27 protein-coding genes are annotated in these 23,859 nt (G+C 75.4%); 19 read left to right on the forward strand and 8 right to left on the reverse strand.

All coding sequences use genetic code 11. The annotated features are described in order from the left end of the window. Positions 1-66: 66 nt before the first annotated feature. Genes JOD57_RS18390 through JOD57_RS18400 form a run of 3 tightly spaced genes read left to right on the forward strand, consistent with a single transcriptional unit; the run spans position 67 to position 2,702 of the window. Positions 67-582 (forward strand): metallophosphoesterase family protein, encoded by a 516-nt coding sequence (locus JOD57_RS18390; RefSeq protein WP_204693347.1) that lies wholly within the window; start codon positions 67-69, stop codon positions 580-582. Between the two features lie 10 nt (positions 583-592). Beyond that, a complete protein-coding gene (locus JOD57_RS18395) occupies positions 593-1,831 on the forward strand; it encodes an MFS transporter (RefSeq protein WP_204693348.1) in 1,239 nt (412 codons plus the stop codon). A gap of 13 nt (positions 1,832-1,844) precedes the next feature. Next, a complete protein-coding gene (locus JOD57_RS18400) occupies positions 1,845-2,702 on the forward strand; it encodes a putative RNA methyltransferase (protein ID WP_307824780.1) in 858 nt (285 codons plus the stop codon). 108 nt (positions 2,703-2,810) lie between these two features. Here the strand turns inward: JOD57_RS18400 and JOD57_RS18405 are convergent, their stop codons facing one another. Further along, positions 2,811-3,092, reverse strand: a complete 282-nt coding sequence (locus JOD57_RS18405; protein WP_307824781.1) for a GlsB/YeaQ/YmgE family stress response membrane protein — start codon at positions 3,090-3,092, stop codon at positions 2,811-2,813. Between the two features lie 203 nt (positions 3,093-3,295). Here JOD57_RS18405 and ctaD point away from each other — a divergent pair, with 203 nt between their 5' ends. Then, positions 3,296-5,053, forward strand: a complete 1,758-nt coding sequence (gene ctaD / locus JOD57_RS18410) for an aa3-type cytochrome oxidase subunit I (RefSeq protein ID WP_204693349.1) — start codon at positions 3,296-3,298, stop codon at positions 5,051-5,053. Between the two features lie 88 nt (positions 5,054-5,141). Continuing rightward, on the forward strand, positions 5,142-6,419 hold the full coding sequence (serB, locus tag JOD57_RS18415) for a phosphoserine phosphatase SerB (RefSeq protein ID WP_239568610.1): 1,278 nt from the start codon (positions 5,142-5,144) through the stop codon (positions 6,417-6,419). A gap of 18 nt (positions 6,420-6,437) precedes the next feature. On the opposite strand, the gene JOD57_RS18420 is transcribed toward serB, so the two are convergent. Then, the gene (locus tag JOD57_RS18420; RefSeq protein WP_204693350.1) at positions 6,438-7,013 is read right to left on the reverse strand and encodes an isochorismatase family protein; all 576 of its coding nucleotides are present in this window, start codon (positions 7,011-7,013) and stop codon (positions 6,438-6,440) included. A 16-nt stretch (positions 7,014-7,029) separates the two neighbouring features. Further along, positions 7,030-8,313, reverse strand: coding sequence for a nicotinate phosphoribosyltransferase (locus JOD57_RS18425; RefSeq protein ID WP_204693351.1), 1,284 nt, complete (start codon positions 8,311-8,313; stop codon positions 7,030-7,032). 36 nt (positions 8,314-8,349) lie between these two features. Between JOD57_RS18425 and clpS the strand changes: the two genes are divergently transcribed. Both clpS and JOD57_RS18435 read left to right on the forward strand, forming a co-directional pair. Continuing rightward, complete coding sequence (clpS, locus tag JOD57_RS25630; protein WP_204693352.1) at positions 8,350-8,646, forward strand: ATP-dependent Clp protease adapter ClpS; 297 nt, start codon at positions 8,350-8,352, stop codon at positions 8,644-8,646. Then, a complete protein-coding gene (locus JOD57_RS18435; RefSeq protein WP_204693353.1) occupies positions 8,643-9,140 on the forward strand; it encodes a DUF2017 family protein in 498 nt (165 codons plus the stop codon). The genes clpS and JOD57_RS18435 overlap by 4 nt, the downstream gene beginning before the upstream one ends. Here the strand turns inward: JOD57_RS18435 and JOD57_RS18440 are convergent. After that, positions 9,079-9,435: a hypothetical protein gene (locus JOD57_RS18440; protein WP_204693354.1), complete on the reverse strand. Its 357-nt coding sequence runs from the start codon at positions 9,433-9,435 to the stop codon at positions 9,079-9,081. The genes JOD57_RS18435 and JOD57_RS18440 overlap by 62 nt on opposite strands. A 96-nt stretch (positions 9,436-9,531) precedes the next feature. On the opposite strand from JOD57_RS18440, the gene JOD57_RS18445 reads away from it, so the two are divergent. From JOD57_RS18445 to JOD57_RS18475, 7 genes are all read left to right on the forward strand, one after another. After that, complete coding sequence (locus tag JOD57_RS18445) at positions 9,532-10,005, forward strand: M67 family metallopeptidase (protein ID WP_204693355.1); 474 nt, start codon at positions 9,532-9,534, stop codon at positions 10,003-10,005. Positions 10,006-10,177: 172 nt separating this feature from the next. Further along, on the forward strand, positions 10,178-10,456 hold the full coding sequence (locus JOD57_RS18450) for a ubiquitin-like small modifier protein 1 (protein ID WP_204693356.1): 279 nt from the start codon (positions 10,178-10,180) through the stop codon (positions 10,454-10,456). Positions 10,457-10,504: 48 nt separating this feature from the next. After that, positions 10,505-11,455 carry a PLP-dependent cysteine synthase family protein gene (locus JOD57_RS18455; RefSeq protein WP_204693358.1) on the forward strand — a complete coding sequence of 317 codons (951 nt, stop codon included), beginning with the start codon at positions 10,505-10,507 and terminating at the stop codon, positions 11,453-11,455. Next, positions 11,452-12,216, forward strand: a complete 765-nt coding sequence (locus JOD57_RS18460) for an HAD-IA family hydrolase (RefSeq protein WP_204693359.1) — start codon at positions 11,452-11,454, stop codon at positions 12,214-12,216. The genes JOD57_RS18455 and JOD57_RS18460 overlap by 4 nt, the downstream gene beginning before the upstream one ends. Positions 12,217-12,289: 73 nt before the next feature. Then, entirely contained in the window at positions 12,290-13,027 is a 738-nt protein-coding gene (locus JOD57_RS18465) for an MBL fold metallo-hydrolase (protein WP_204693360.1), read from the forward strand. A gap of 150 nt (positions 13,028-13,177) precedes the next feature. Beyond that, the gene (locus tag JOD57_RS18470) at positions 13,178-14,131 is read left to right on the forward strand and encodes a DNA polymerase domain-containing protein (RefSeq protein ID WP_204693361.1); all 954 of its coding nucleotides are present in this window, start codon (positions 13,178-13,180) and stop codon (positions 14,129-14,131) included. 104 nt (positions 14,132-14,235) lie between these two features. Next, a complete protein-coding gene (locus JOD57_RS18475) occupies positions 14,236-14,715 on the forward strand; it encodes a DUF4262 domain-containing protein (protein ID WP_204693362.1) in 480 nt (159 codons plus the stop codon). Positions 14,716-14,739: 24 nt separating this feature from the next. Here JOD57_RS18475 and gnd read toward each other — a convergent pair whose 3' ends face one another. Then, a complete protein-coding gene (gene gnd / locus JOD57_RS18480) occupies positions 14,740-16,176 on the reverse strand; it encodes an NADP-dependent phosphogluconate dehydrogenase (protein WP_204693363.1) in 1,437 nt (478 codons plus the stop codon). Positions 16,177-16,326: 150 nt separating this feature from the next. Between gnd and JOD57_RS27020 the strand changes: the two genes are divergently transcribed. Next, complete coding sequence (locus tag JOD57_RS27020) at positions 16,327-16,914, forward strand: QsdR family transcriptional regulator (RefSeq protein WP_204693364.1); 588 nt, start codon at positions 16,327-16,329, stop codon at positions 16,912-16,914. A 10-nt stretch (positions 16,915-16,924) separates the two neighbouring features. On the opposite strand, the gene bcp is transcribed toward JOD57_RS27020, so the two are convergent. Next, positions 16,925-17,413 carry a thioredoxin-dependent thiol peroxidase gene (gene bcp, locus JOD57_RS18490; protein WP_204693365.1) on the reverse strand — a complete coding sequence of 163 codons (489 nt, stop codon included), beginning with the start codon at positions 17,411-17,413 and terminating at the stop codon, positions 16,925-16,927. A 74-nt stretch (positions 17,414-17,487) separates the two neighbouring features. Then, positions 17,488-17,892, reverse strand: coding sequence for a YjbQ family protein (locus JOD57_RS18495; protein WP_204693366.1), 405 nt, complete (start codon positions 17,890-17,892; stop codon positions 17,488-17,490). Positions 17,893-17,978: 86 nt separating this feature from the next. On the opposite strand from JOD57_RS18495, the gene rph reads away from it, so the two are divergent. The 3 genes from rph to JOD57_RS18510 all read left to right on the forward strand — a co-directional run bounded on the left by rph (position 17,979) and on the right by JOD57_RS18510 (position 20,577). Then, complete coding sequence (rph, locus tag JOD57_RS18500; protein ID WP_204693367.1) at positions 17,979-18,728, forward strand: ribonuclease PH; 750 nt, start codon at positions 17,979-17,981, stop codon at positions 18,726-18,728. After that, positions 18,725-19,333: an RdgB/HAM1 family non-canonical purine NTP pyrophosphatase gene (rdgB, locus tag JOD57_RS18505; protein WP_204693368.1), complete on the forward strand. Its 609-nt coding sequence runs from the start codon at positions 18,725-18,727 to the stop codon at positions 19,331-19,333. The genes rph and rdgB overlap by 4 nt, the downstream gene beginning before the upstream one ends. Positions 19,334-19,488: 155 nt before the next feature. Beyond that, positions 19,489-20,577, forward strand: a complete 1,089-nt coding sequence (locus tag JOD57_RS18510; RefSeq protein WP_204693369.1) for an HPP family protein — start codon at positions 19,489-19,491, stop codon at positions 20,575-20,577. Between the two features lie 9 nt (positions 20,578-20,586). On the opposite strand, the gene JOD57_RS18515 is transcribed toward JOD57_RS18510, so the two are convergent. Further along, on the reverse strand, positions 20,587-21,471 hold the full coding sequence (locus JOD57_RS18515; RefSeq protein ID WP_204693370.1) for a hypothetical protein: 885 nt from the start codon (positions 21,469-21,471) through the stop codon (positions 20,587-20,589). Positions 21,472-21,802: 331 nt separating this feature from the next. Between JOD57_RS18515 and JOD57_RS18520 the strand changes: the two genes are divergently transcribed. Continuing rightward, positions 21,803-23,839 carry a putative bifunctional diguanylate cyclase/phosphodiesterase gene (locus tag JOD57_RS18520; RefSeq protein ID WP_204693371.1) on the forward strand — a complete coding sequence of 679 codons (2,037 nt, stop codon included), beginning with the start codon at positions 21,803-21,805 and terminating at the stop codon, positions 23,837-23,839. The last annotated feature ends 20 nt before the right edge of the window (positions 23,840-23,859 follow it).

Genomic DNA, 23,859 nt, shown 5'->3' on the forward strand with positions numbered 1-23,859 from the left:
CGTGCGGGGGAGGGGACCGAGTTCGTCGGCCGAACCTGCAAGGTAACCCTCTGCAACCATGACCCCGTGCCCGTTTCGCTGGTCGTGATGGCCGACACGCACCTGCCCCGGCGCGCACGTGACCTACCTCATGCGCTGTGGGCGGCCGTCGACGCCGCCGACCTCGTGGTGCACGCCGGCGACTGGGTGGACGTCTCGCTGCTCGACGCGCTCGAGGCGCGGGCCCGCCGGCTGCTCGCCGTCCACGGCAACAACGACCACGGGGCGCTGCGCGAGCGGCTCCCCGAGGTGGCGCGGGCCGACGTCGAGGGGCTGCGGATCGCCGTCGTGCACGAGACCGGCGACGCGAAGGGGCGCGAGCGCCGCTGCGCCGCCCGCTTCCCCGACACCGACGTCCTCTTCTTCGGGCACAGCCACATCCCCTGGGACACCACCGCCGGGACCGGCCTGCGGTTGCTCAACCCCGGCTCGCCCACCGACCGCCGCCGTCAGCCGCACGGCACGTTCGTGACCGCCGTCGCCGCCGACGGCGCGCTGTTCGAGGTGACCTTCCACCCGGTGCCGCGCGGGCCCCGGCCGTGACGGCCGCGCGGTGACCGGGTCGCAGGCCCCACCGGCCGCCCGCTGGCGGTACCTCGCCGTCGGGCTCACCGGCCTGGTCGCCGCCTGCGCGGCCCAGAACGGCCTGCCGTTCCTCACCGTCGCGCTGCGCGAGGAGGGGCTGAGCCTGCCGCAGGCCGGGCTGCTGGTCAGCGCCCCCACCGCCGGCCTCGTGCTGACCCTGCTGCTCTGGGGCGCCCTGGCCGACCGCCACGGCGAGCGCCTCGTGCTCTCCTGCGGCCTGGCGATCGCCGCCGGCGGGCTCACCGGCGCCGCGCTCGCCGACGCCGCGCTGCCCACCGGTCTGTGGCTCCTGCTCGCGGGCGCGGGCAGCGGCTCGGTGCACGCGGCCAGCGGCCGGCTGGTGCTCGGCTGGTTCCCGCCGGCGCAGCGGGGGCTGGCGATGGGCATCCGGCAGGCGGGGCAGCCGCTGGGCGTCGGGCTCGCCGCCCTGCTCCTCCCGCGGCTGGCCGGCGACGGCCCGGGCGGGGCGTTCGCGCTGCTGGCGGCCGGCTGCGGGGCCACCGCCGTGCTCGTGGCGCTGCTCGTGCGCGACCCGGCGCGCCCGCTCCGTGCCGACGGCGCCCCGCGCCCCGCCTCGCCGTACCGCGGACCGGTGCTCTGGCGGGTGCACGCGGCCAGCACGCTGCTGGTGGTGCCGCAGTTCGCCGTCGCCGGGCTGGCCTTCGACTGGCTGGTGCACGACGCGGGCTGGGCGGTCGCGGCCGCCGGCACGCTGCTCGCGGTCACCCAGGTCGGCGGCGTGGCGGCGCGCCTCGGCGCGGGCGTGTGGTCCGACCGGGCGGGCAGCCGGCTGGGTCCCCTGCGCCGGGTCGCGGTCGCCGTGGCCGTCGCCGTCGGTGTCCTGGCGCTCGTCGCCGCCCTGACGCCGGACGTCCTGGGCCCCGCCGTGGCGGCCGCGGCGGTGGCGCTCGCCGCGGTGGCCACGGTCAGCCCCAACGGCGTGGCGTTCACCTCGGTGGCCGAGCAGGCCGGCAGCGCCTGGGCCGGGCGGGCGCTCGGCGCGCACAACACCGCGCAGAACCTGGCCGCCGCGCTGACCGTGCCGCTGGCCGCGCTGCTGGTCGAGGCCGGCCCGGGCTACCCGGCCGCCTTCGCCGTCGGGGCGGCCGCCGCGCTCGTCGCCGTGCCGGTCGTCCCGGGGCGCGCGGCCGAGGCCCCGCCCCCGCCGGCGCAGCCGCCGGTGGCCGCGCCCGCGGGCCGGCCGTGAGCGCGGGCCGGCCGTGAGCGCCCGGCGCCCCTGGCCCGAGCGGGCGGTGGCGCTGCTCGCCTGCCCGGTGTGCCGGCAGCCCCTGGCAGCCCTGCCCGGCGACGCCGGCCTGCGCTGTGCCGCCGGGCACTCGTTCGACCGCGCCCGGCAGGGTCACGTCACACTGCTGCCGCCGGGGCACACGCCGCCGTCGGGCGACACCGCGGCGATGGTGGCCGACCGGGCCGAGGTGCTTGCCGCCGGCACCTACGCCGGGCTGACCCGGGTGCTGGCCGACGCGGTCGCCGCGGGAGAGGGGCCGGTGGACGGCGTCCTGGACCTCGGCGGCGGCACCGGGCACCACCTGGCCGGTGTCCTCGACCGGTTGCCCGGCGCGGTCGGCGTGGTGCTGGACTCGTCGCGCTACGCGGCCCGGCGGGCGGCCGGGGCCTCGCCCCGGGCGCTGGCCGTCGTCGCCGACACCTGGGCCCGGCTGCCGGTCCGCGACGCCGCCGTCGACCGGGTGACGGTGGTCTTCGCCCCCCGCAACGGCCCCGAGACCGCGCGGGTGCTGCGCCCCGGCGGCCGGCTGGTGGTGGCCACCCCCGCGCCCGACCACCTCGCCGAGCTGGTCGGGCCGCTGGGCCTGCTGCGGGTCGACCCGGACAAGGCGGAGCGGCTGGCCGCGGCGCTCGAGCCGCACCTGGCACCGGCCGGGGGAGTGCGGCACCGCGAGACCCTGGTGCTCGACCGGCGCGCCGTCACCGCGGTCGTCGGGATGGGGCCGCACGCGCGGCACCTCGCGCCGGAGCAGCTGGCCGCCGCGGTGGCCCGGCTGCCGGCGCAGGTGCCGGTGACCCTCGCCGTGGACGTCACCACCTGGACGGTCTGACCCGGCCCGACACGCCAGGAGGGGCCCGGCCGGGTGGCCGGGCCCCTCCTGGGACCGCTGTCGGGCTCCCCGCCGTCCCCCATGGCGCGGGGAGGGCCGGGTGCCGGGTCAGACGCGGGTGCCGCGGGACCGTCCACGGGTGGCGAAGACGTACACGAGCAGCACGACGATCGCGCCGATGATCGAGCCGATGATCCCGGCGGTGCCGAGCTCGAAGCCGCGTCCGCTGAGCAGGCTGCCGAGCAGGTTCCCGACGAGGGAACCGATGATCCCGAGCACGATCGTCATGCCGACGCTCATGGACTGCTTGCCCGGGACGACGGCGCGTGCGATGAAGCCGGCGATCGCGCCGACGACGATCAGCACGATGATGTTCCAGAGGATCTCCACGGTGGACCTCCTGAGCATGTGGCCGAGGTGGCCGGGGCCTGGGATCTCCAGCGCCGGACGGTCCTGTTCCCCTCCTGAGCAGGGCGGAAACCATCGTGATCATGATGTGACCTGCGGGCGCGCCAGGGTGCACGCTCCGTGTCGCGGCGTGCCCTCCCGGTCGGGCCGGACGGCCCCGCCGGACACGGTCTAAGCTGCGGCTCGTGACGATCGCGCCTGCACCGATCGTGAGCCGGCCGAGCCCGGCTCGCGAGGTCCAGCGGGGCTCCCAGCTGTCGAACCTGCTGCGGACCACGGACCACAAGACCATCGGCCTGATGTACATGGCCACGTCGTTCGCCTACTTCGTCATCGGCGGCTTCATGGCCATGCTGATCCGCGGCGAACTGGGGCAGCCGGGGCTGCAGTTCCTCTCGCCGGAGCAGTACAACCAGCTGGTCACGATGCACGGCACCGTCATGCTGCTGATGTTCGCGACGCCGCTGTTCTTCGCGTTCTCGAACCTGATCATGCCGCTGCAGATCGGTGCGCCCGACGTCGCCTTCCCGCGGCTGAACGCCTTCTCGTTCTGGCTGTTCTTCTTCGGCAGCGCGATCGTCATCTCGAGCTTCCTCACCCCGGGCGGGGCCGCCGACTTCGGCTGGTACGCCTACGCCCCGCTCTCCGACGTCGTGCACACCCCCGGCGTCGGCGTCAACATGTGGTTCGCCGGTCTGGCGGTCAGCGGTCTGGGCACCATCCTCGGCGCGGTCAACTTCACCGCCACGATCGTCTGCCTGCGGGCGCCGGGCATGACCCTGTTCCGGATGCCGATCTTCACCTGGAACACGCTGGTCACCAGCCTGCTGGTGCTGCTCGCGTTCCCGATCCTCACCGCGGCGCTGCTGGGGATGCTGGCCGACCGCAACCTCGGCGCCCTCGTCTTCTCCGACGAGAACGGCGGGCCGATGCTGTGGCAGCACCTGTTCTGGTTCTTCGGCCACCCCGAGGTCTACATCATCGCGCTGCCGTTCTTCGGCATCATCACCGAGGTCATCCCGGTGTTCTCCCGCAAGCCGCTGTTCGGCTACAAGGGCATGGTCGCCGCGACGCTGCTCATCGGTGGCCTCTCGCTGACCGTGTGGGCGCACCACATGTACGCGACCGGCGCCGTGCTGCTGCCGTTCTTCGCCTTCCTGACCTACCTCATCGCCGTGCCGACCGGCATCAAGTTCTTCAACTGGATCGGCACGATGTGGCGCGGGCAGCTCACCTTCGAGACGCCGATGCTGTTCTCGATCGGCTTCCTGGTCACCTTCCTCCTGGGTGGGCTGACCGGTGTGCTGCTGGCCAGCCCGCCGCTGGACTGGCACGTCAACGACAGCTACTTCGTCGTCGCCCACTTCCACTACGTCGTCTTCGGCACCGTGGTGTTCGCCGCCTACGCCGGCATCTACTTCTGGTTCCCGAAGATGGCCGGCCGGATGATGGACGAGCGGCTGGGCAAGCTGCACTTCTGGCTGACCTTCCTCGGCTTCCACGCGACGTTCCTGGTCCAGCACTGGCTGGGCACCCAGGGCATGCCGCGCCGGTACGTCGACTACCTGCCCACCGACGGCTTCACCACGCTGCACGTGGTCTCGACGATCGGGTCGTTCGTCCTCGGCGCCTCGACGATCCCGTTCCTCTACAACGTGGCCAAGTCGTGGAAGTACGGCCGGCTCGCGCTGCGCGACGACCCCTGGGGTCACGGCAACTCGCTGGAGTGGGCGACGTCGTCCCCGCCGCCGCGGCACAACTTCACCGAGATCCCGCGGATCCGGTCGGAGCGCCCGGCCTTCGAGGCGCACTACCCCCACCTCATCGAGCGGCTCCAGCGCGAGGCGCACGTCGGCAAGCGGCACGAGCCCTACGGCGGTGTCAGCGAGCTGGCCGGCGACTCCGGTCCCCGTCAGGGTCCCAACGACCCCGATCCGTTCTGATCGCACCAGCGACGCCCCGTCGGCCCCGGCCGGCGGGGCGTCGCCGCGTCCGGACCGCCCCGGGAGGCGGGCCGGACGGTGGGGCACGATGACGGCCGTGCCGCTCGACCCCGCTCCCCGCACACCTCCCCAGTCCATGCTCGAGGGGCCCCGCGCGCTCCTGACGGTCACCGGCGCGGACCGGCCCGGCGTGACCGCCCGGCTCTTCGGTGCGCTGGCCGAGGGCGCCGAGGGCGCCGAGGGCCTGGCGCCGGTCGAGGTGGTCGACGTCGAGCAGGTCGTCGTGCACGGCCACCTGGTGCTCGGCGTCGTCCTGGCCGCCCTGCCGGCCGACGGGCCGGTCGACGAGGCCGTCTTCCTCTCCGGGCTGGCCCGCCTGGGAGCCGGGGTCGCCGAGGCCACCGGGGTCCGGGTGGAGGTCGAGTCGGCCTCCGGCCCGGGCCCGGACAGCGCCCGCACGGGCCGCCCGCACCACGTCATCCTGCTCGGCCGCCCCGTGCCGCCCGCGGCCGTCGCGGGAGCCGCCACGGCCATCGCGGGGGTCGGCGGCAACATCGACGCGATCCGCCGGCTGTCGGACTACCCGGTCACCAGCCTGGAGCTGACCGTCTCCGGTGCCGAGGCCACCGAGCTGCGCACCGCGCTGGCCGCCGTCGCCGCCGCCGGCGGAGCCGACATCGCCGTCGAGCAGGTGGGGCTGGCCCGGCGCAGCAAGCGGCTGATCGTCCTCGACGTCGACTCGACCCTCGTCCGCGGCGAGGTCATCGACGAACTGGCCGCCCGCGCCGGCCGCGCCGCCGAGGTCGCCCGCATCACCGCGGCCGCGATGAACGGCGAGCTGGACTTCGCCGAGTCGCTGCGCGCCCGGGTGCGCACCCTGGCGGGGCTGCCGGTCGAGGTCCTCGACGAGGTCCGCGAGCACCTGGAGCTGACCCCGGGCGCCCGCACGCTCATCCGGACGCTGCAGCGGCTGGGCTTCCGCTGCGGCATCGTCAGCGGCGGCTTCACCCAGATCACCGACCCGCTCGCCGTCTCCCTGGGCCTGGACTTCGCGGCGGCCAACACCCTCGAGGTGGCCGGCGGCCGGCTCACCGGCGGCCTGGTGGGCGAGATCGTCGACCGCGCCGGCAAGGCCCGGGCGCTGGCCCGCTTCGCCGCCGAGCACGGCATCCCGCTGGAGCAGACGGTGGCCGTCGGCGACGGCGCCAACGACCTCGACATGCTCAACGCGGCCGGCCTGGGCATCGCCTTCAACGCCAAGCCGGTGGTGCGCGAGCAGGCCCACACCGCGCTCAACCAGCCCTACCTCGACGCCGTCCTGCAGGTCCTCGGGTTCACGAGGGACGAGGTCCTCGACGCGCTGTGACGCTGCGGCATCGGCAGGTCAGCCGGCGCGGTGCACCCGTCCCGCCAGCTCGACGCCGGCGGTGCGCAGCTGGTCGAGGGCGGCGTCGGTGGAGGCCTCCGCGACCCCGGCGGTGAGGTGCAGCAGCACGCGGGTCGCGAAACCCTCGGCGACGGCGTCGAGCGCGGTGGCCCGCACGCAGTGGTCGGTGGCGATGCCCACGACGTCGACGGCGTCCACCCCGCGCTCGCGCAGCCAGTCGGCCAGCGGCGTCCCGTCGGCGCGCCCCTCGAAGCCCGAGTAGGCCGCCGCGTACTCGCCCTTGTCGAAGACGGCCTCGAGCGGCTCGCGGTCCAGCGCGGGGTGCAGCTGCGCCCCGCCGGTGCCGACGACGCAGTGTGCCGGCCACGTCTCCAGGAAGTCCGGCTGCTCGGCGAAGTGGCCGCCGGGGTCGACGTGGTGGTCCCGGGTGGCGACGACGTGCGCGTACTCCCCGGCCGCGTCACGGACGTGCGCGCTGATCGCCGCCGCCACGGCCGCGCCGCCGGACACCGCCAGGCTGCCCCCCTCGCAGAAGTCGTTCTGGACGTCGACCACCAGCAGTGCGCGGGTCATCGCGGCCCTCCGGTCCTCACTCGGTCACCGTCTCCAGCACCGGTTCCCCGCGCGAGAGCGCCCATGCCTCGGGGGGCAGCGCCTCCCGCACCCGGCGGTGGTGCGCCGTCGCCGCGGCGAGCGCGTCGGCCGGGGAGGCGGGGTCGACCACCCGCCCGCCGCGCACCAGGTCGACCAGCAGCGACCGGTCGCCGTCCCGCGGCTCGACCCGGCCGCTGGTGACCACCTCGGCGGTCGCCGTCCCGTCGGCGTCGTGCCGGCGGACGGCGGTCTTGCGGCCGCCGACGGAGTTCTTGCCCTCCGAGCGCTTGGCCACCGGCACCCCGTCGCGCTCGACCAGCTTGTAGACCATCCCGGCGGTCGGGGCGCCCGAGCCGGTGACCAGCGAGGTGCCCACCCCGTAGCCGTCGACCGGGGCGGCCATGAGCCCGGAGATGGCGAACTCGTCGAGGTCGCTGGTCACGATGATCCGCGTGCCGGTCGCGCCGAGGGAGTCCAGCAGCTCGCGGGCGTGCGTGGCCAGCGTGGGCAGGTCCCCGGAGTCCAGCCGGATCGCGCCCAGCTCCGGCCCGGCCACCGCGACGGCGTTGCGGATCCCCTGGACGACGTCGTAGGTGTCGACCAGCAGGGTGGTGCCGGCGCCGAGCGCCTCGACCTGCGCGCGGAAGGCGGCGGTCTCGTCGTCGTGCAGCAGGGTGAACGCGTGCGCGCTGGTGCCCGTCGTCGGGACGCCGTAACGCCGTCCGGCCTCCAGGTTGGAGCTGGCCACGAACCCGACCAGGGAGGCGGCGCGGGCCGCGGCGACGGCGGCCTGCTCGTGGGTGCGCCGCGAGCCCATCTCGATGCACGGCCGCTCGCAGGCCGCGCCGACCATGCGCGCGGCGGCCGAGGCGATCGCGCTGTCGTGGTTGAGCACCGAGAGCACCAGGGTCTCCAGCAGCACGCCCTCGGCGAACGGCGCGCGCACCGTGAGCACGGGCGAGCCGGGGAAGAACAGCTCACCCTCGGCGTAGCCGTCGACGTCGCCGGAGAAGCGGAAGTCGGCCAGCCAGTCGAGCAGCCGGGGGTCGGTGAGCCCCTGGGCGCGCAGCGTCTCGAGCTCGTCGTCGCCGAAGCAGAAGTCCGGCAGCGCCTCGAGCAGGCGGCCGGTGCCGGCGACGACGCCGTAGCGGCGGCCGTGCGGCAGCCGCCGGGCGAAGACCTCGAACACGCAGTCGCGGTCGGCGGTGCCGTCGGCGAGGGCGGCGGCGACCATCGTGAGCTCGTACCGGTCGGTGAGGAGGGCAGGACCCGTCGGCATGGCCGGAGCCTAGGTGGGCCGTCCTAGAGTGGTGACGTGGCCGGACCCCTCGCGCCGACGCGGACACCCGAGACCACGGTCGAGGAGACCGCCGACCTCGACCGGCCGTGGGTCACCATCGTCTGGAACGACCCGGTGAACCTCATGACCTACGTGACCCACGTGCTGCGGGAGCTGTTCGGCTACGACGAGCCGACGGCCACCGAGCTGATGCTGCAGGTGCACCACGAGGGCAGGGCGATCGTCAGCTCGGGCCCGCGCGAGCGGATGGAGCACGACACCAGCCGGCTGCACGCCTACGGCCTGTGGGCCACCTACCAGCGGGACTCGTGAAACCGTTCCGCCGCAGGGGCGACGACGTCGTCGCCCGCCTGGACCCCGCCGAGGCCGGCGTCCTCGGCCTCCTGCTCGACCAGCTCGAGCAGCTGCTGGCCGCCGACCCCGCCGACGTCGAGGGTGACCCGGTGCTCGACCGGCTGCTGCCGGCCGGGCACCGCAGCGACCCGCAGCTGGCCGCCGACTACCGCGAGCTGACCGAGGCGGCGCTGCGCAGCGGCAAGACCGACGACCTCGCCGCCGTCCGGGCCACGCTCGCGGCCGGGGGCGGCGTGGTGCGCCTGGACCGCGAGCAGGCCGGCGCCTGGCTGCGCACCACCAACGACCTGCGGCTGGCGCTGGGGGAGCGGATCGGCGTCACCGAGGAGACCGAGCCGCCCGACGACCCGACGGGCGAGGAGGGCCAGCAGCTGGCCGTCTACTACTGGCTCACCGCACTGCAGGGGTCGCTCGTCGACGCGGTCGCCGCCGGTCGCGCCGGCCGAAGGTGAGCACCACCAGCACCGCGAGCAGCAGGTCGAGGACGAAGAACACCGACACCAGGCTGGGCATCTCCAGGTCGCGCACCGCCGCCCCGACGGCGGAGACCAGCACGACCGCCGAGAGCACCAGCACCAGCAGCAGCACGAGCGCGCGGACGGCGACGAGCAGGACCAGCGAGACCCGGTCGGCGGTGACGTCGCTGCTGTAGTGCCCGGTGCGCCGGGTCAGCCCCCGGACGCCGAGCCACAGCGACGGCAGGGCGAACAGGGCCACGCCGGCGACCATGAGCAGCTCGAGGACCACGGTCCCGCACCGTATCCGGTGGGTGACCTGCCGGTGACCGGCCCGTGTGCGGACCGTCGTCCCGGCCGCCGCGCGGCGCCGCCTAGACTGGGTGCCGTGCTGCGCATCGACCGCGCGACCTACGACGCCATCGTGGCCCACGCCCGGGAGGACCACCCGGACGAGGCCTGTGGCGTCGTCGCCGGCCCCGAGGGCAGCGACCGTCCCGAGCGGTTCATCCCGATGCTCAACGCCGCGCGGTCGCCGACGTTCTACGAGTTCGACTCGGCCGACCTGCTCAGGCTGTACCGGGACATGGACGACCGCGACGAGGAACCGGTCGTCGTCTACCACTCGCACACCGCGACCGAGGCCCACCCCTCGCGGACGGACGTCGCGTACGCCTCCGAGCCGAACGCGCACTACGTCCTCGTCTCCACCCGGCACCACGGCCGGCAGACCGGCCTGGCCCGCGACGAGGTCGAGTTCCGCAGCTTCCGGATCGTCGACGGCCAGGTGACCGAGGAGGACGTCGAGGTCGTCGAGTCCTACCTGTTCGGCCACTCGCCGACGACCGTCGTCTACGACTGAGCGAGGACCCCGTCCTCCCCACCCCGCGCAGGCTCGGGGCGGTGCCCTGGACGGGGCCGGCCGCGGAATGCGCCGCGGCGAGCGGGCGTTGCCCGCGACCGAGAGCACTCCCGCGCTGTCCTCCGCAGCGCTGACGCACGTCCCCGACCCCTCCCGAGGAGAACCGCACACCATGGCCATCGAGGTCCGGATCCCGACCATCCTGCGCACCCACACCGGCGGCAGCAAGACCGTCGAGGGCAGCGGGGACACCCTCGGCGCGCTCGTCGACGACCTCGACGCCCAGCACCCGGGCCTCAAGGGCCGCCTGGTGACCGAGGAGGGCAAGCTGCACCGCTTCGTCAACGTCTACGTCAACGACGAGGACGTGCGCTTCACCGGTGCGCTGGACACCCGGGTCAAGGACGGCGACTCGGTCACCATCCTCCCGGCGGTCGCCGGCGGCTGCTGAGGCGCGCCCTCCTACCACCTCCCGTCCCTTCTCCCGGAAGAGCACCCGATGGCCCGCTTCGCCTCCCTCGTCGACTCCCTCGGCGGCACCCCGCTGGTCGGGCTGCCGTCGCTGTCGCCGACCTCCGACGTGCGGCTGTGGGCCAAGCTCGAGGACCACAACCCCACCGGCTCGATCAAGGACCGGGCCGCCATCTCGATGATCGAGGCGGCCGAGAAGGAGGGGAGGCTCTCCCCGGGTGACACGATCCTGGAGCCGACGAGCGGCAACACCGGGATCTCACTGGCGATGGTGGCCCGGCAGCGCGGCTACCGGCTGATCTGCGTCATGCCGCAGAACACCTCGGTGGAGCGCCGCCAGCTCCTGGAGATGTACGGCGCGCGGATCATCAGCTCCCCGGCCGCCGGCGGCTCCAACCAGGCCGTCGCGATGGCCAAGCAGCTGGCCGCCGAGCACGACGACTGGGTGATGCTCTACCAGTACGGCAACCCGGCCAACGCCGAGGCGCACTACACCGGCACCGGCCCGGAGATCCTCGCCGACCTGCCCTCGATCACCCACTTCGTCGCGGGCCTGGGCACCACCGGCACGCTGATGGGCTGCTCGCGCTACTTCCGCGAGCACAAGCCCGGCGTGCAGGTCATCGCCGCCGAGCCGCGCTACGGCGAGCTGGTCTACGGGCTGCGCAACATCGACGAGGGGTTCATCCCCGAGCTCTACGACCCCGACCTGCTCGACTCGCGCTTCTCCGTCGGGCCGGAGGACGCCATCCACCGCACCCGGCAGCTGGTCGAGCGCGAGGGCATCTTCGCCGGCATCTCGACCGGGGCGATCCTGCACGCCGCCCTGGGCATCGCCGACAAGGAGGTCGCCGCGGGCCGCAGGGCCGACATCGTCTTCATCGTCTGCGACGGCGGCTGGAAGTACCTCTCCACCGGCGCCTACGCCGGCACCCTCGACGAGGCCACCGCGGCCCTCGAGGGCCAGCTCTGGGCGTGACGGAGGGCGAAGGACCCCCTCTCCCCCCACCCTTCGCGAGCTCAGGGCGGGCGCCTGAGCGGGGGCCTCAGCCCGACCGCTCGCAGGCTCGCGGCGGGCCCCTGCACGGTGGCCTGCGCCTGCCCGCGCGGGGGCTGCTGTTCGACAACGACGGCGTCCTCGTCGACTCCGACGCCGCCGTCACGGCGTCCTGGTCGCGGTGGGCCACCGAGCAGGGGCTCGACCCCGCCGGCGTCATGGCCGTGGTGCACGGCCGCCGGTCGGCCGACACGGTCGCCGACCTCGTGCCCGGGGCGCGGCGGGTGGCGGCGACCGCGCTGATCGACCGCTACGAGCTCGAGGACGCCGGGACGGTGCCCGCCGTCGCCGGCGCCCCCGACCTGCTGGCCTCCCTCCCCGTGGAGGTGTGGGCCGTGGTGACCTCCGGCACACCGGCGCTGGCGACCGCCCGGCTGACCGCCGCCGGCCTGCCCCTGCCGACGGCGATGGTCACCGGCCCGGACGTGCGCGCGGGCAAGCCCGACCCGGAGTGCTACCGCCTCGGCGCGCGGGCCCTGGGACTGCGCCCGGAGGACACCGTGGTGCTCGAGGACAGCCCGGCCGGGGTCGCCGCCGGGCGGGCGGCCGGCGCGCGGGTGGTCGGGATCGGCGAGCGGGCGCTGAGGGCCGGCGCCGACGTCGTCGTCCGCGACCTCACCGGCCTGCGCTGGGCCGCCGGTGTGCTCTCCGTGCCGGCCGGGGCCGTGCTGCGGGCACGGTGAGGGCGGCAGCTAGCCTGGCCCGCGGCATGGTGAGCGAACGAGGCGTCGGCCAGGACCGGCGGAGGACGGCAGCGTGAGGCTCACGGTGGTCGGGTGCTCGGGCAGCGGCCCCGGCCCGACGTCGGCGGCTTCCTGCTACCTGGTGGAGCACGACGGCTTCCGGCTGCTGCTCGACCTCGGCAACGGCGCCTTCGGTGCCCTGCAGGCGCTGGCCGACCCCGACTCGATCGACGCGCTGTACCTCTCGCACCTGCACGCCGACCACTGCCTCGACGTCGCCCCGCTGGTCGTCTGGCACCGCTACTCCGGCCGCTCCTCGCGCCGCCGGCTGCCGCTGATCGCCCCGGCCGGCGCCGACCGGCGGCTGGCCGCGGCCTACGACGCCGACGCCGCCCCGCTGACCGACGTCTTCGACTTCGCGGTCACGCCGGTCTCGGCCCGGCTGGGTCCCTTCGCCGTGCGGACCGCCCGCACCGCGCACCCGGCCGAGTGCCACGCCATCCGGCTGACCGCGCACGGCAGCTCGCTGGTCTACACCGGCGACACGGGCCCGAGCCGCGCCGTCGTCGACCTGGCGTACGGGGCCGACGTGCTGCTGGCCGAGGCCGCCCACCCCGAGGTCGACGGCCTGCCGCCCGACCTGCACCTCACCGGCCGGCAGGCCGGCCAGGCCGCGGCGGAGGCCCGGGTGCGGCGGCTGCTGGTCACCCACGTGCCCGCCTGGGTCGACCCGGCCGCGCAGCTGGCCGCCGCCCGGGCGGTGTTCCCGGCCGCCGAGCTGGCCCGCCCGGGCGCGTCCTACGACGTCTGAGGCGGGCGGCGCCAGGATCAGGTGACCTGATCGTGGCGCGTCCTCCCCGACGTCCCACGGTCAGGGAGGACGCGCTGCGGTGAGGGAGGACGTCCCCCGGCGAGGGGCGTCGCGCTTGCCGGGCCCGCGGGGACACGGCACGGTGGGCCGGTGGTCGACGACGAACGGGACGGCGTCCGGCTGACCAGCCTCGACCAGCCGCTCGGCGACGGGCTGGAGGTGACCAAGGGCGACCTGGTCGACCACCTCGACGCGTTCGCCGACCGCCTCGTGCCGCAGCTGGCCGGCCGGCCGCTGTCGGTCAAGCGCGTGCGGCCGGGCCAGGAGCCGTTCATGCAGCGCAACGTCGCCAAGGGCGCGCCGGAGTGGGTGCGCACCGTGCCGGTCTGGTCGTTCGGCGCGCACCGCGAGGTGCACCAGGTGCTCTGCGACGACCGCCGCACGCTGCTGTGGCTGGCCAACCAGCGGGCGGTGGAGTTCCACGTCCCCTTCTTCCGCGCCGGCGCCGAGACCGAGCCGACCGGCATCGTGCTCGACCTCGACCCGCCGGAGGACGCCGACTTCGACGTGGTCGTGCGGGCCGCGGACCTGGTGCGGCGGGCGCTGGCGGACACCGGGCTGGCGGGGGCGGTGAAGACCAGCGGGTCCAAGGGCGTGCACGTCGTCGTCCCGGTGCGCGGTCTGGGCCCCGAGGACGCCGCCGCGGCGACCCGTGCGCTGGCCGCCCGCGCCGCGGCGCTCGACCCGGACCTGGCCACGACCGCCTACATCAGGGAGGACCGGCACGGCCGGGTCTTCCTCGACTCCACCCGCTCGGGCTCCTCGACGATCGTGGCCGCCTACAGCCCGCGCATCCGCCCGGGCCTGCCCGTGTCGGCGCCGGTCGCGTGGGAGGACCTGGCCTCCGCGCGGCCGGGCGACGTCACCGTGCGGACGGCGCCGGAACGGCTGGGGGACGGCGACCCGTGGACGGCACTGCTGCCCGCGCCGCAGGACCTGCCCGCCGACCTCGTGGCCGAGGGGCACACCATCCCCGTTGCCCGGGTGGCCGCGATGCACGAGGGCAAGCGGCGGGCGCGGGCCAAGCGGACCGCCGGGGACTGACGCCGGACGACGATCCGGCCGCCGTCGTCCACAGCCGGACCCGCCGTCCACGACCGCGTGTGCGCGGGCGCGTCCTGTCGGTGCCGACGCGCAGGCTGCACCGCATGACGCCCGATCCGCAGACGACCGCCTGGCTGGACCAGGAGGACGCCCACCTCGCCGCGGTCATCCGCCGCGCCCGCTACGCCGTGCAGTACGTCGGCCCCGGCGACCGGCCCGACGAGCCGGCCTTCGGCTACACCATCGGCCTGTTCGGGCTCGGCCACCCCGAGCTGGTGGTCGTCGGCCGCGGCGCGCAGGCCACGCACGCCCTGCTCGACGCGGTCGCCACCGAGGTCGTCGCCGGCCGGTCGCTGGTGCCCGGCGAGCTGCTGGAGGCGGCGCGGGAGGAGCTGGTCGTCGAGGAGTGCCCCGACCCCGGCGCGGTGCTGCTCGGCGCCAACCGCTGGTACCAGCGGCCGGCGGAGCACTCGGTGCCGGCCTACCAGCTGGCCTGGGCCTCACCGGCCGGTTGCTTCCCGTGGGACGCCGGCTGGGACGGCGGGCCGCACGGGCAGCCGCGGCCGGGGACGTGGACGGCGTGAGGTCCGGCCGGGGCGCGGCGCCGCTCAGCCGGTGGTCACCTCGCGGCGGTCCTCCGACCAGAGGGTGTGGAACGCACCGTCGCGGTCGACCCGCCGGTAGGTGTGCGCGCCGAACAGGTCGCGCAGGCCCTGGATCAGCGCGGCCGGCAGCCGCTCGGCGCGCAGGCCGTCGTAGTAGGCCAGCGCGCTGGCGAAGCCGGGTGCCGGGATGCCGGCGCGGGCCGCCTCGACCACCACCGTGCGCCAGCCGTCCTGGCACTCGGCCACGGCGTCGCGGAAGTACGGGTGCACGAGCAGCGTGGCCAGCTCCGGCTCGTCGGTGTACGCCTGCCGGATCCGGTCGAGGAAGCGCGCCCGGATGATGCAGCCGCCGCGCCAGATGGTGGCCAGCGCCGCCCGGTCGACGTCCCAGCCGTGGGCCTGCGCACCTGCGGTGATCTGGTCGAAGCCCTGCGCGTAGGCCACCACCTTCGAGGCGTACAGCGCCTGCCGGACCGCCTCGACGAAGCCGTCCCGGTCGGCCACCGGCTCCGGCTGCGACGACGGGCCGGGCAGTGCCTCCCGCGCCGGGGCCCGCTGCTCGGCGTGCCCGGACAGCGCGCGGGCGAACACCGCCTCGGCGATGCCGCTCACCGGCACCCCGAGGTCGAGCGCCGACTGCACCGTCCAGCGCCCGGTGCCCTTCTGCTCGGCCTGGTCGAGCACCACGTCGACGAAGGGCCGGCCGGTGTCACCGTCGACGTGCCGCAGCACCTCGGCGGTGATCTCGATGAGGTAGGAGTCCAGGTCGCCCTCGTTCCAGCCGGCGAACACCTCGCCGATCTCCGCGGGGGACATGCCCAGCCGGGTGCGCAGCAGGTCGTAGGCCTCGGCGATGAGCTGCATGTCGGCGTACTCGATGCCGTTGTGCACCATCTTCACGAAGTGGCCGGCGCCGTCGCCGCCGACGTGGGTGCAGCACGGCGTCCCGTCCACCACGGCCGCGATGCTCTCCAGGAGCGGGCCGATCAGCCGGTAGGCCTCGGCCGAGCCCCCGGGCATGATGCTCGGCCCGAGCAGCGCGCCCTCCTCACCGCCGCTGATCCCTGAGCCGACGAAGTGCACGCCCTTCTCGGCAAGGGCCGCCGTCCGCCGGATGGTGTCGGTGTAGCGGGCGTTCCCGCCGTCGACGAGCACGTCGCCCTCGTCGAGGAGTTCCATCAGCTCCTGGACGACGGCGTCGGTCGAGGCGCCGGCCTGGACCATGACGATGACCCGGCGTGGTCGCTGCAGCGCGGCGACGAACTCCTGCACCGAACCGGTGGGGACGAACTCGCCCTCGTTGCCGTGCGCCGCCAGCAGCGCGTCGGTGCGCGCCCGCGTGCGGTTGTGGACGACGACCCGGCAGCCGTGACGCGCCAGGTTGCGGGCGAGGTTGGCCCCCATGACAGCCAGCCCGGTGACGCCGATCTCTTCGCTCATGCCCGGCCATGCTGCCGCACCCGGTGGGGCTCTGGCGATGCCGGCGGCGCGGGCCCGAGCGACCCGAGGCCGGCCGGCCCCCGGCTCGTCCGGGACGGACCGCTGCTCCGACGGTGTACCCGCAGGTCACCGCGGCCCTAGGCTCGCCGTGTGATCGCGCCCCCCGACGAGGTCGTGCGGCGGGCCGCGCACACGCTGCTCCGCGAGGAGCGTCTCGACACCACCGTCCTCGCCGCCGAGCTCGGCATCTCCCGGGTCACGCTGTTCCGCCGCGTCGGCAACCGCGACGCCCTCCTCGGGGAGGCGCTGTGGTGGCTCGCCGAGCGCACGCTCCGGCAGGCGGCCGAGGCCCACGACTCCCGGCCGGAGGGCGAGGGGGAGCCGGGCCGGCTGCGCAGCCTGGCGGTCATCGAGGACTTCCGCTCGGTGCTCGGGACGGCGCCGTCGCTGCGCCACCTCATCGACGAGGAGCCGGCCACCGCGCTGCGGATCCTCACCGACCCGCGCGGGCGGGTGCAGCCGCGGATGATCGAGGCCTACACCGCCCTGTTCGAGCGCGACGTCGAGACGCTCGGGCTGACGTCGGAGGTGCCGCTGCCGCTGCTGTCCTACGCCGTCGTGCGGCTGGGGGAGTCGTTCCTGTACTCCGACGTCATGGTCTCGCGCGAGCCCGACCTCAAGGCCGCCGCGACGGTCTGCGACGCGCTGGTCACCGGGGTCCTGGGGCTGCGGGCCTGACCGACGCGGGTCAGTCCAGGCCGAGGTCGCGGCGCAGCTTCGCGACGTGCCCGGTGGCCTTGACGTTGTAGGCGGCCCGCTCGACGCGGCCCTCGGCGTCGACCACGAACGTCGACCGGATGACGCCCTGCACCTCCTTGCCGTACAGCTTCTTGGTGCCGTACGCGCCGTAGGCGGCCAGCACCTGCTTGTCCGGGTCGGAGACGAGGGTGATGCCCAGGCCCTCCTGCTCGCGGAAGCGCTGCAGCTTCTCCGGCGGGTCGGGCGAGATGCCGATGATGTCCAGCCCCGCCTCGGCCAGCTCGCCGGCCGCGGCGGTGAAGTCGACCGCCTGGGTCGTGCACCCCGGGGTGAGGGCGGCGGGGTAGCAGTAGACGATCACCCGGCGGCCGCGGTGGTCGGCGAGCGAGACCGGGGTGCCGTCGGCGTCGGGCAGCGTGAAGTCGGGGGCCGGGTCGCCGGGCACGAGACGGACGGGAGCGGGCACGGTCTCGGTCATGCCCGGCATGATGCCGTGCCCCGGGGACGGGACGGCAGCGGGGCGGAACGGCCCGTGGCCGTCCCGGAGGAGGGCTACCCCGCCAGGAAGGAGAGCCGCACCTGCCGCTCCGGGTTGTCACCGTTGGGGTCGACCAGGCAGATCGACTGCCAGGTGCCCAGCTGCAGCCGCCCCTCGAGCACCGGGACGCTGGTGGACGGCGGCACGAACGCCGGCAGCACGTGGTCGCGGCCGTGCCCCGGGCTGCCGTGCCGGTGCCGCCACCGGTCGTCGCGGGGCAGCAGCTCGTCGAGCTGGGCGAGCAGGTCGTCGTCGCTGCCGGAGCCGGTCTCGATGATCGCGACGCCGGCCGTGGCGTGCGGCACGAAGACGTGCAGCAGCCCGTCGCCCTGGGCCCGGACGAACTCCGCGCACTCCCCGGTCAGGTCGACCACCGCCGGCACCCCCCCGGTCCGCACCGTCCGCAGCTCCGATCGCACGACGCCGATCCTGACGGGTGCCGGCACTCCCCGCGCGGCAACGTCCGGAAGGAGGCGGTGGCACGGCGTGGATAGGCTCGGCGTCCGTGACCCGCCCCGACGGCCGCTCGGCCGACCAGCTCCGCCCGGTGACCATCACCCGCAACTGGCTCGACCACGCCGAGGGCTCCGTGCTCGTCGAGTTCGGCCGCACCCGGGTGCTCTGCGCGGCCAGCGTCACCGAGGGCGTGCCGCGCTGGCGCAAGGGCTCGGGCCTGGGCTGGGTCACCGCCGAGTACGCGATGCTGCCCCGCGCCACGCACACCCGCGGCGACCGCGAGTCGGTCAAGGGCCGCATCGGCGGGCGCACCCACGAGATCAGCCGGCTCATCGGCCGCTCGCTGCGGGCCTCGATCGACCTGGCGGCGCTGGGGGAGAACAGCGTCGCGATCGACTGCGACGTCCTCCAGGCCGACGGCGGCACCCGGACGGCGGCCATCACCGGCGCGTACGTGGCCCTCGCCGACGCCGTCTCCTGGCTGGGGGCCCGGAAGAAGCTCGCGAGGAAGGCCGCGATCGTGCAGTCCGTGGCGGCGGTGAGCGTGGGCGTCGTCGACGGTGAGCCGCGGCTCGACCTCGCCTACGAGGAGGACGTGCGCGCCGGCACCGACATGAACGTCGTCTGCACCGGTGACGGCGGGTTCGTGGAGGTTCAGGGCACCGCCGAGGGGGCGGTGTTCGACCGGGCCACCCTCGACCGCCTGCTCGACCTCGCCGTCGCCGGGTGCGCCGAGCTCACCCGCGTGCAGCAGGAGGCGCTGCAGCAGGAGGCGCTGCAGCAGGCGCGGCAGCGATGACCCGGCTGCTCTTGGCCACCCGGAACGCCGGCAAGCTCGCCGAGCTGCAGCGGCTGCTGGCCACCGCCGTCCCCGGCGTCGACGTGGTGGGCCTGCGCGACGTCGACGAGTACCCGGAGGCGCCCGAGACCGGCGCGACCTTCGCCGAGAACGCGCTGCTCAAGGCCCGCGAGGCGGTCCGGTACACCGGGCTGCCCGCCGTGGCCGACGACTCGGGCATCACCGTCGACGCGCTCAACGGGATGCCCGGCGTCCTCTCGGCGCGCTGGTCGGGGCGGCACGGCGACGACCCGGCCAACACCGCGCTGCTGCTCGGCCAGCTCGCCGACGTGCCCGACGAGCGGCGCGGCGCGGCCTTCGTCTGCGCCGCCGCGCTGGTCACCCCCGACGGCAGCGAGCACGTCATCGAGCGGCAGTGGCGCGGGCAGGTGGTCCGCGAGCCGCGCGGCAGCAACGGCTTCGGCTACGACCCGGTGTTCCTGCCCGACGGCCTGGAGTCCACCGCGGCGGAACTCGGGCCGGCGGAGAAGGACGCGCGCAGCCACCGTGGGCAGGCCTTCGCCGCGCTGGTCCCGGTGGTCGCCCAGGAGCTCGGCGCCCGCTGAGCCGAGGGTGCCGGCGGGGGCCGGGGTGTGGCCGTCCGGCCCGGACGCGCTCGGCGGCCGGCCGGACGCAGGGGCGGTCGGACCCCTCCTGAGCGGGCTCCGCGGCGCGTAGGGTCCGCCGCCGACGGGCGGCGGCGCCCGAGGGGGAGGACCGGGTGCACGGGGACCTCAGGGCGTGGGTCGGGGCGCTGCGCCCGGGGCCGGTCGGCTACCGGCGCACCGAGGTGCTCCGCGGTGGGCTCGGTGCCCTGGCCGGGATCGCGCTGGCCGGGCTGACCGCGTCGGCGGTGCCGGGCGGTCCGGCCGGGCTGCCCTGGATCGTCGCGCCGATGGGCGCCACCGCCGTCCTGCTCTTCGCCGCCCCGGCCAGCCCGCTGGCCCAGCCGTGGCCGGTGCTGGCCGGCAACACCGTCTCGACGCTGGTCGGCGTGGCCGCCGGCAAGCTGGTCGACGACGTCACGCTGGCCGCCGCGGTCGCCGTCGGCGTGGCGATCCCGCTGATGATGGTGCTGCGCTGCGTGCACCCGCCGGGCGGTGCGTGCGCGCTGTTCACCGCCGTCGGCGGGGCGGCGGTGCACGACCACGGCTGGGCGTTCGTGCTCTGGCCGGTCGGCGTCGACACCCTGGTCCTGCTGCTCGTCGCGGCGCTGGTCAACAACCTGACCGGCCGGCCCTACCCGCACGTGCCCGAGCCACCGCCGCCGGCGGGCGCGGACGCGCCGCCCACCGAGCGGGTCGGGCTGCGCACCGAGGACGTGCGGGCGGCGATGGACCGGCTCGACCGGGGTCTCGACGTCATGCCGGGCGACGTCCTGGCGCTGGTCCGCGAGGCCGAGGCGCACGCCCTCGACCGCCGGCTCGGGCAGCTGCGCGTCGGCGCGCTCATGGCCCGCGACGTCCGCACCGTGCAGCCGCAGGAGACGCTCTACCGGGCGCGGATGCTCATGAACCAGCACGCGGTCAAGGCGCTGCCGGTGGTGACCGAGGACCGCCGGGTCGTCGGCATCGTCACCGTGCACGACCTGTTCAACCTCGACGTCGCCGCGCTCGACCCGGTGTCGAAGGTGATGAGCAGCCCCGTCACCACCGTCGGCGTCGACACCCCCGTCTCCGAGCTGGTCGGCCTCATGGCCGACCGGGGTCTGCGGCACCTGCCGGTGCTCGACGACGACGGGCGGCTGGCCGGGATCGTCACCCGCGCCGAGCTGGTCGCCGTCCTGCACCGGGCGCTGGTCGGCTCCTGACTGCCCGGGTCAGGACGTGGGCTCGGCCCCCGTCCCGGAGCCGGTCCCGGAGTCGGTGCCCGGGTCCGTACCGGTGTCGCCGTCGGTCCCGGAGTCGGTGCCCGAGTCGGTGCCGCTGTCGGTGCCCGGGTCCGTACCGGTGTCGCCGTCGGTCCCGGAGTCGGTGCCGGAGTCGGTGCCGTCGTCCGTCGTCGGGGAGGACTCCGAGGTGGAGGTGGCCGGTGTCGAGGAGTCGCTCTCCTCCGAGCCGGGCTCCTCGGCGCCGCTCTCCGGAGCCGTGGACGCCGGGGCCTCGGTCGTCCCGTCGGCCGGTGTCGTCGTGGCGGGGGAGGTCGGCGTGGTGTCCCGCGAGGACGACACGGTGGCGAGCTCGCCGAGGGTGGTGGACGAGGACGAGCTGTCGGACCCGACCAGCGCGGACACCGGCTTCTGCCCGATGAGCTCGATGCCGGTGACGACGCCCATCGCGAGGACGAAGACGGTCACGGCGTAGACGGCCACCCGTGGCCAGCGCACCCGCGCGAGCAGCGGCCGCGAGACGGGCGCGGCGCGGCGGGGGTCCAGGTAGGCGGGCAGCACACGGGTGGCGGTGTCGTCGCCGGCGGGGTCCGCGGTCGCGGGGGGCCGGCCGCCGACCCGGGTGCGCACCCTGCGCAGCCGCTCGGTGGTGCGGCTGAGGGAGGCGCTGTAGACGGCGGAGCCCGTGGTGCTGACCACGCTGACCAGGGCTGCGCCGATGACGGTGCCGGCCACGCCGAAGAAGGAGGCGAGGACCGCCGCGGACACCGCGGCCATGGCCCCGGCCACCACCTGGGTGGCGCTGAGCTGGGTCCGCGGGGCCTTCTCGGCGGTCTCGTCGGGTCGGTCGCTGGTCTCGGTGCGTGGGGAGGTCATGGGCTCCGACGGGTCGGGTCCGGAGGACGCGCGGACGGGGCGGGGCCCGGCACAGGCACGTCGGCGTGCGGCCAGGCAGACACCGCGAGCCTACGACGGCCCGCGACGTGCTGGAGCCGGTGCGCCCCGGGGTGCACCGGTTGACCTGCGCAGACACCCCGGGTGTGATCCTGCTCGCGGCCGGGGCACACGGCGCGGCCCCGCGCGACGCGCCGGGCCCGGTCTCACCCCGTGGGAGCAGCGCCCGGCCACCGGCTCAAGCCGTGGCCGCCCTCCTCCGTTGCTGGGACGCAGGCTCCGTACGGAGCACCACCGAGACCGACGAGGGGCCATGGACACCGACGACCGCCGGCCGGGGGCTGCCACCTCGGTGGGACCCTGGTCCGAGACCCGCGACGAGCGGCGCAGGGCCCTGCGGCTGCCCACCCACACCGCAGCCGTCGGGCTGGTCGCGGTCCTGCTCACGCTCACCGCCTTCTCGGTGGCCGCCACGGTGACCAACGCCCACGTGGCCGCACAGAGCCAGGAGAGCGCCAGGGTGTCGGAGGCCTCCATGGCGGCGGAGCGGTCGCTCGTGCTCCAGGAGGAGCTGTTCGAGCAGATGGAGACCGAGCCGGATCCCGATCCCGAGCTGCGCGCGGCGTACGACGCCGCCGGCGCCGCCACCCGCGTGGCGATCGAGGAGCTGGCCGGCGTCGACGGCGCCGGACACGACGCGGAGGTCGACGAGTGGCTGCGGCTGCACGAGAGCTACCGCTCGGCCGTGGACGAACTGCTCGTCGTCGCCGCCGAGGACCCCGAGCACGCCGAGGAGTTCGAGGAGGCCCACGTCGACCCCTCCTTCGAGGCCCTCGAGTCGCTGTTGCGCCAGGAGGCCGAGGAGCACTTCGAGGAGGCCCGCGCGTCCCTGGCCTCGCTGGGCGACGTGCAGGACCTGATGATCGTCGCCACGCCGGCGGGGTTCGGCGTCGGGCTGGTCCTGGTCGCCTGGTTCACCGCGGTCCTCACGCACAGCCGCCGCGAGGTCGCGGCGCAGGCGGAGCGCAACCGGCAGCAGGCGCTGCACGACGCGCTGACCGGCCTGCCCAACCGCACGCTGCTGCGCCAGCGCGTGACGGAGGCACTGGCCGGCGCCGACGGGGCGGCGTTGATGCTCATCGACCTCGACCGCTTCAAGGACATCAACGACACGCTGGGCCACGCCTACGGCGACGTCGTCCTCCAGGTGGTGTCCACGCGGCTGCAGAAGGCGGTCCGGGCGACGGACACCGTGGCGCGGCTCGGCGGCGACGAGTTCGCCATCCTGCTCCCGTCCACCGCCGACCCCGACGACGCGCGGGAGCTCGCCACCCGGGCCCTGGCCGCGATGGAGGCGCCCATCGAGGTCGACGGCGTCTCCCTCGACGTCGACGCCAGCATCGGCATCGCGCTCTCCGGCGTCCACGGGGACGACGTCGAGTCGCTCCTGCGCGGTGCCGACATCGCCATGTACACGGCCAAGGACCGCGGCCTCGGGGTGTGCGTCTTCGACGCGGACCTCGACGACCACAGCGTGGAGCGGCTCGGCCTGCTCGGTCAGCTGCGGCGCGCCATCGACAACCGCGAGCTGGTCCTGCACTTCCAGCCCAAGGTGGCGCTCCCCGGCGGACGGCTGTGCGGCGTGGAGGCGCTGGTGCGCTGGCAGCACCCGGAGCGCGGGCTGCTCCCGCCCGGTGAGTTCATCCCGCTCGCCGAGCGCACGCCGCTGATCCGTCCGCTGACCCGCTACGTCATCGACGCGGCGCTGGAGCAGGGCGCCCGGTGGCGGGACGCCGGCCTCTCCCTGGGTGTCGCGGTCAACGTCTCGGTCCCGAACCTGGTCGACGAGCGCTTCGTCGACGAGGTGCGCGAGCTGCTCGACCGCTGGCGGCTCCCGGCGTCCGCGCTGGAGCTGGAGGTCACCGAGAGCGCGATCATGGCCGACCCGGACCGGGCCCGGCGGGTGCTCGGTCGCCTGGCCGAGTGCGACGTCACCCTCTCGATCGACGACTTCGGCGCCGGCTTCACCTCACTGGCCCACCTCAAGGACCTGCCGGTGCACCAGCTGAAGATCGACCGGTCCTTCGTCGCCCGGATGGCCGTCGACCCGCGCAGCGCGCTGATCGTGCGCTCGGTCGTGGAGCTCGGGCACAACCTCGGGCTGACCACGGTGGCCGAGGGCGTCGAGGACCAGCGGACCTGGGACCGGCTGGAGGAGCTGGGCTGTGACGTGGCACAGGGCTGGCTGGTCTGCCGGGCACTGCCGGCCGACGGACTGGAGGCCTGGCTCGACGCGTCCGGCCACTCGGTCGTGCCCGAGCTGGCGGCGGCCGGCACCGCGACGGCGTAGGCGGCGCCGCATGCGTGGCG

This window comes from Geodermatophilus bullaregiensis (assembly GCF_016907675.1).
Taxonomy (GTDB): Bacteria; Actinomycetota; Actinomycetes; order Mycobacteriales; family Geodermatophilaceae; genus Geodermatophilus; species Geodermatophilus bullaregiensis.

Bases quoted from the DNA above. Each gene is read 5' to 3' on its own strand.
- serB (WP_239568610.1), top strand. From the start codon at position 5,142: ATGACGGCCGTGCCGCTCGACCCCGCTCCCCGCACACCTCCCCAGTCC.
- JOD57_RS18420 (WP_204693350.1), bottom strand. From the start codon at position 7,013: ATGACCCGCGCACTGCTGGTGGTCGACGTCCAGAACGACTTCTGCGAG.
- JOD57_RS18425 (WP_204693351.1), bottom strand. From the start codon at position 8,313: ATGCCGACGGGTCCTGCCCTCCTCACCGACCGGTACGAGCTCACGATG.
- JOD57_RS18450 (WP_204693356.1), top strand. From the start codon at position 10,178: ATGGCCATCGAGGTCCGGATCCCGACCATCCTGCGCACCCACACCGGC.
- JOD57_RS18455 (WP_204693358.1), top strand. From the start codon at position 10,505: ATGGCCCGCTTCGCCTCCCTCGTCGACTCCCTCGGCGGCACCCCGCTG.
- JOD57_RS18475 (WP_204693362.1), top strand. From the start codon at position 14,236: ATGACGCCCGATCCGCAGACGACCGCCTGGCTGGACCAGGAGGACGCC.
- gnd (WP_204693363.1), bottom strand. From the start codon at position 16,176: ATGAGCGAAGAGATCGGCGTCACCGGGCTGGCTGTCATGGGGGCCAAC.
- bcp (WP_204693365.1), bottom strand. From the start codon at position 17,413: ATGACCGAGACCGTGCCCGCTCCCGTCCGTCTCGTGCCCGGCGACCCG.
- rdgB (WP_204693368.1), top strand. From the start codon at position 18,725: ATGACCCGGCTGCTCTTGGCCACCCGGAACGCCGGCAAGCTCGCCGAG.
- JOD57_RS18515 (WP_204693370.1), bottom strand. From the start codon at position 21,471: ATGACCTCCCCACGCACCGAGACCAGCGACCGACCCGACGAGACCGCC.
- JOD57_RS18520 (WP_204693371.1), top strand. From the start codon at position 21,803: ATGGACACCGACGACCGCCGGCCGGGGGCTGCCACCTCGGTGGGACCC.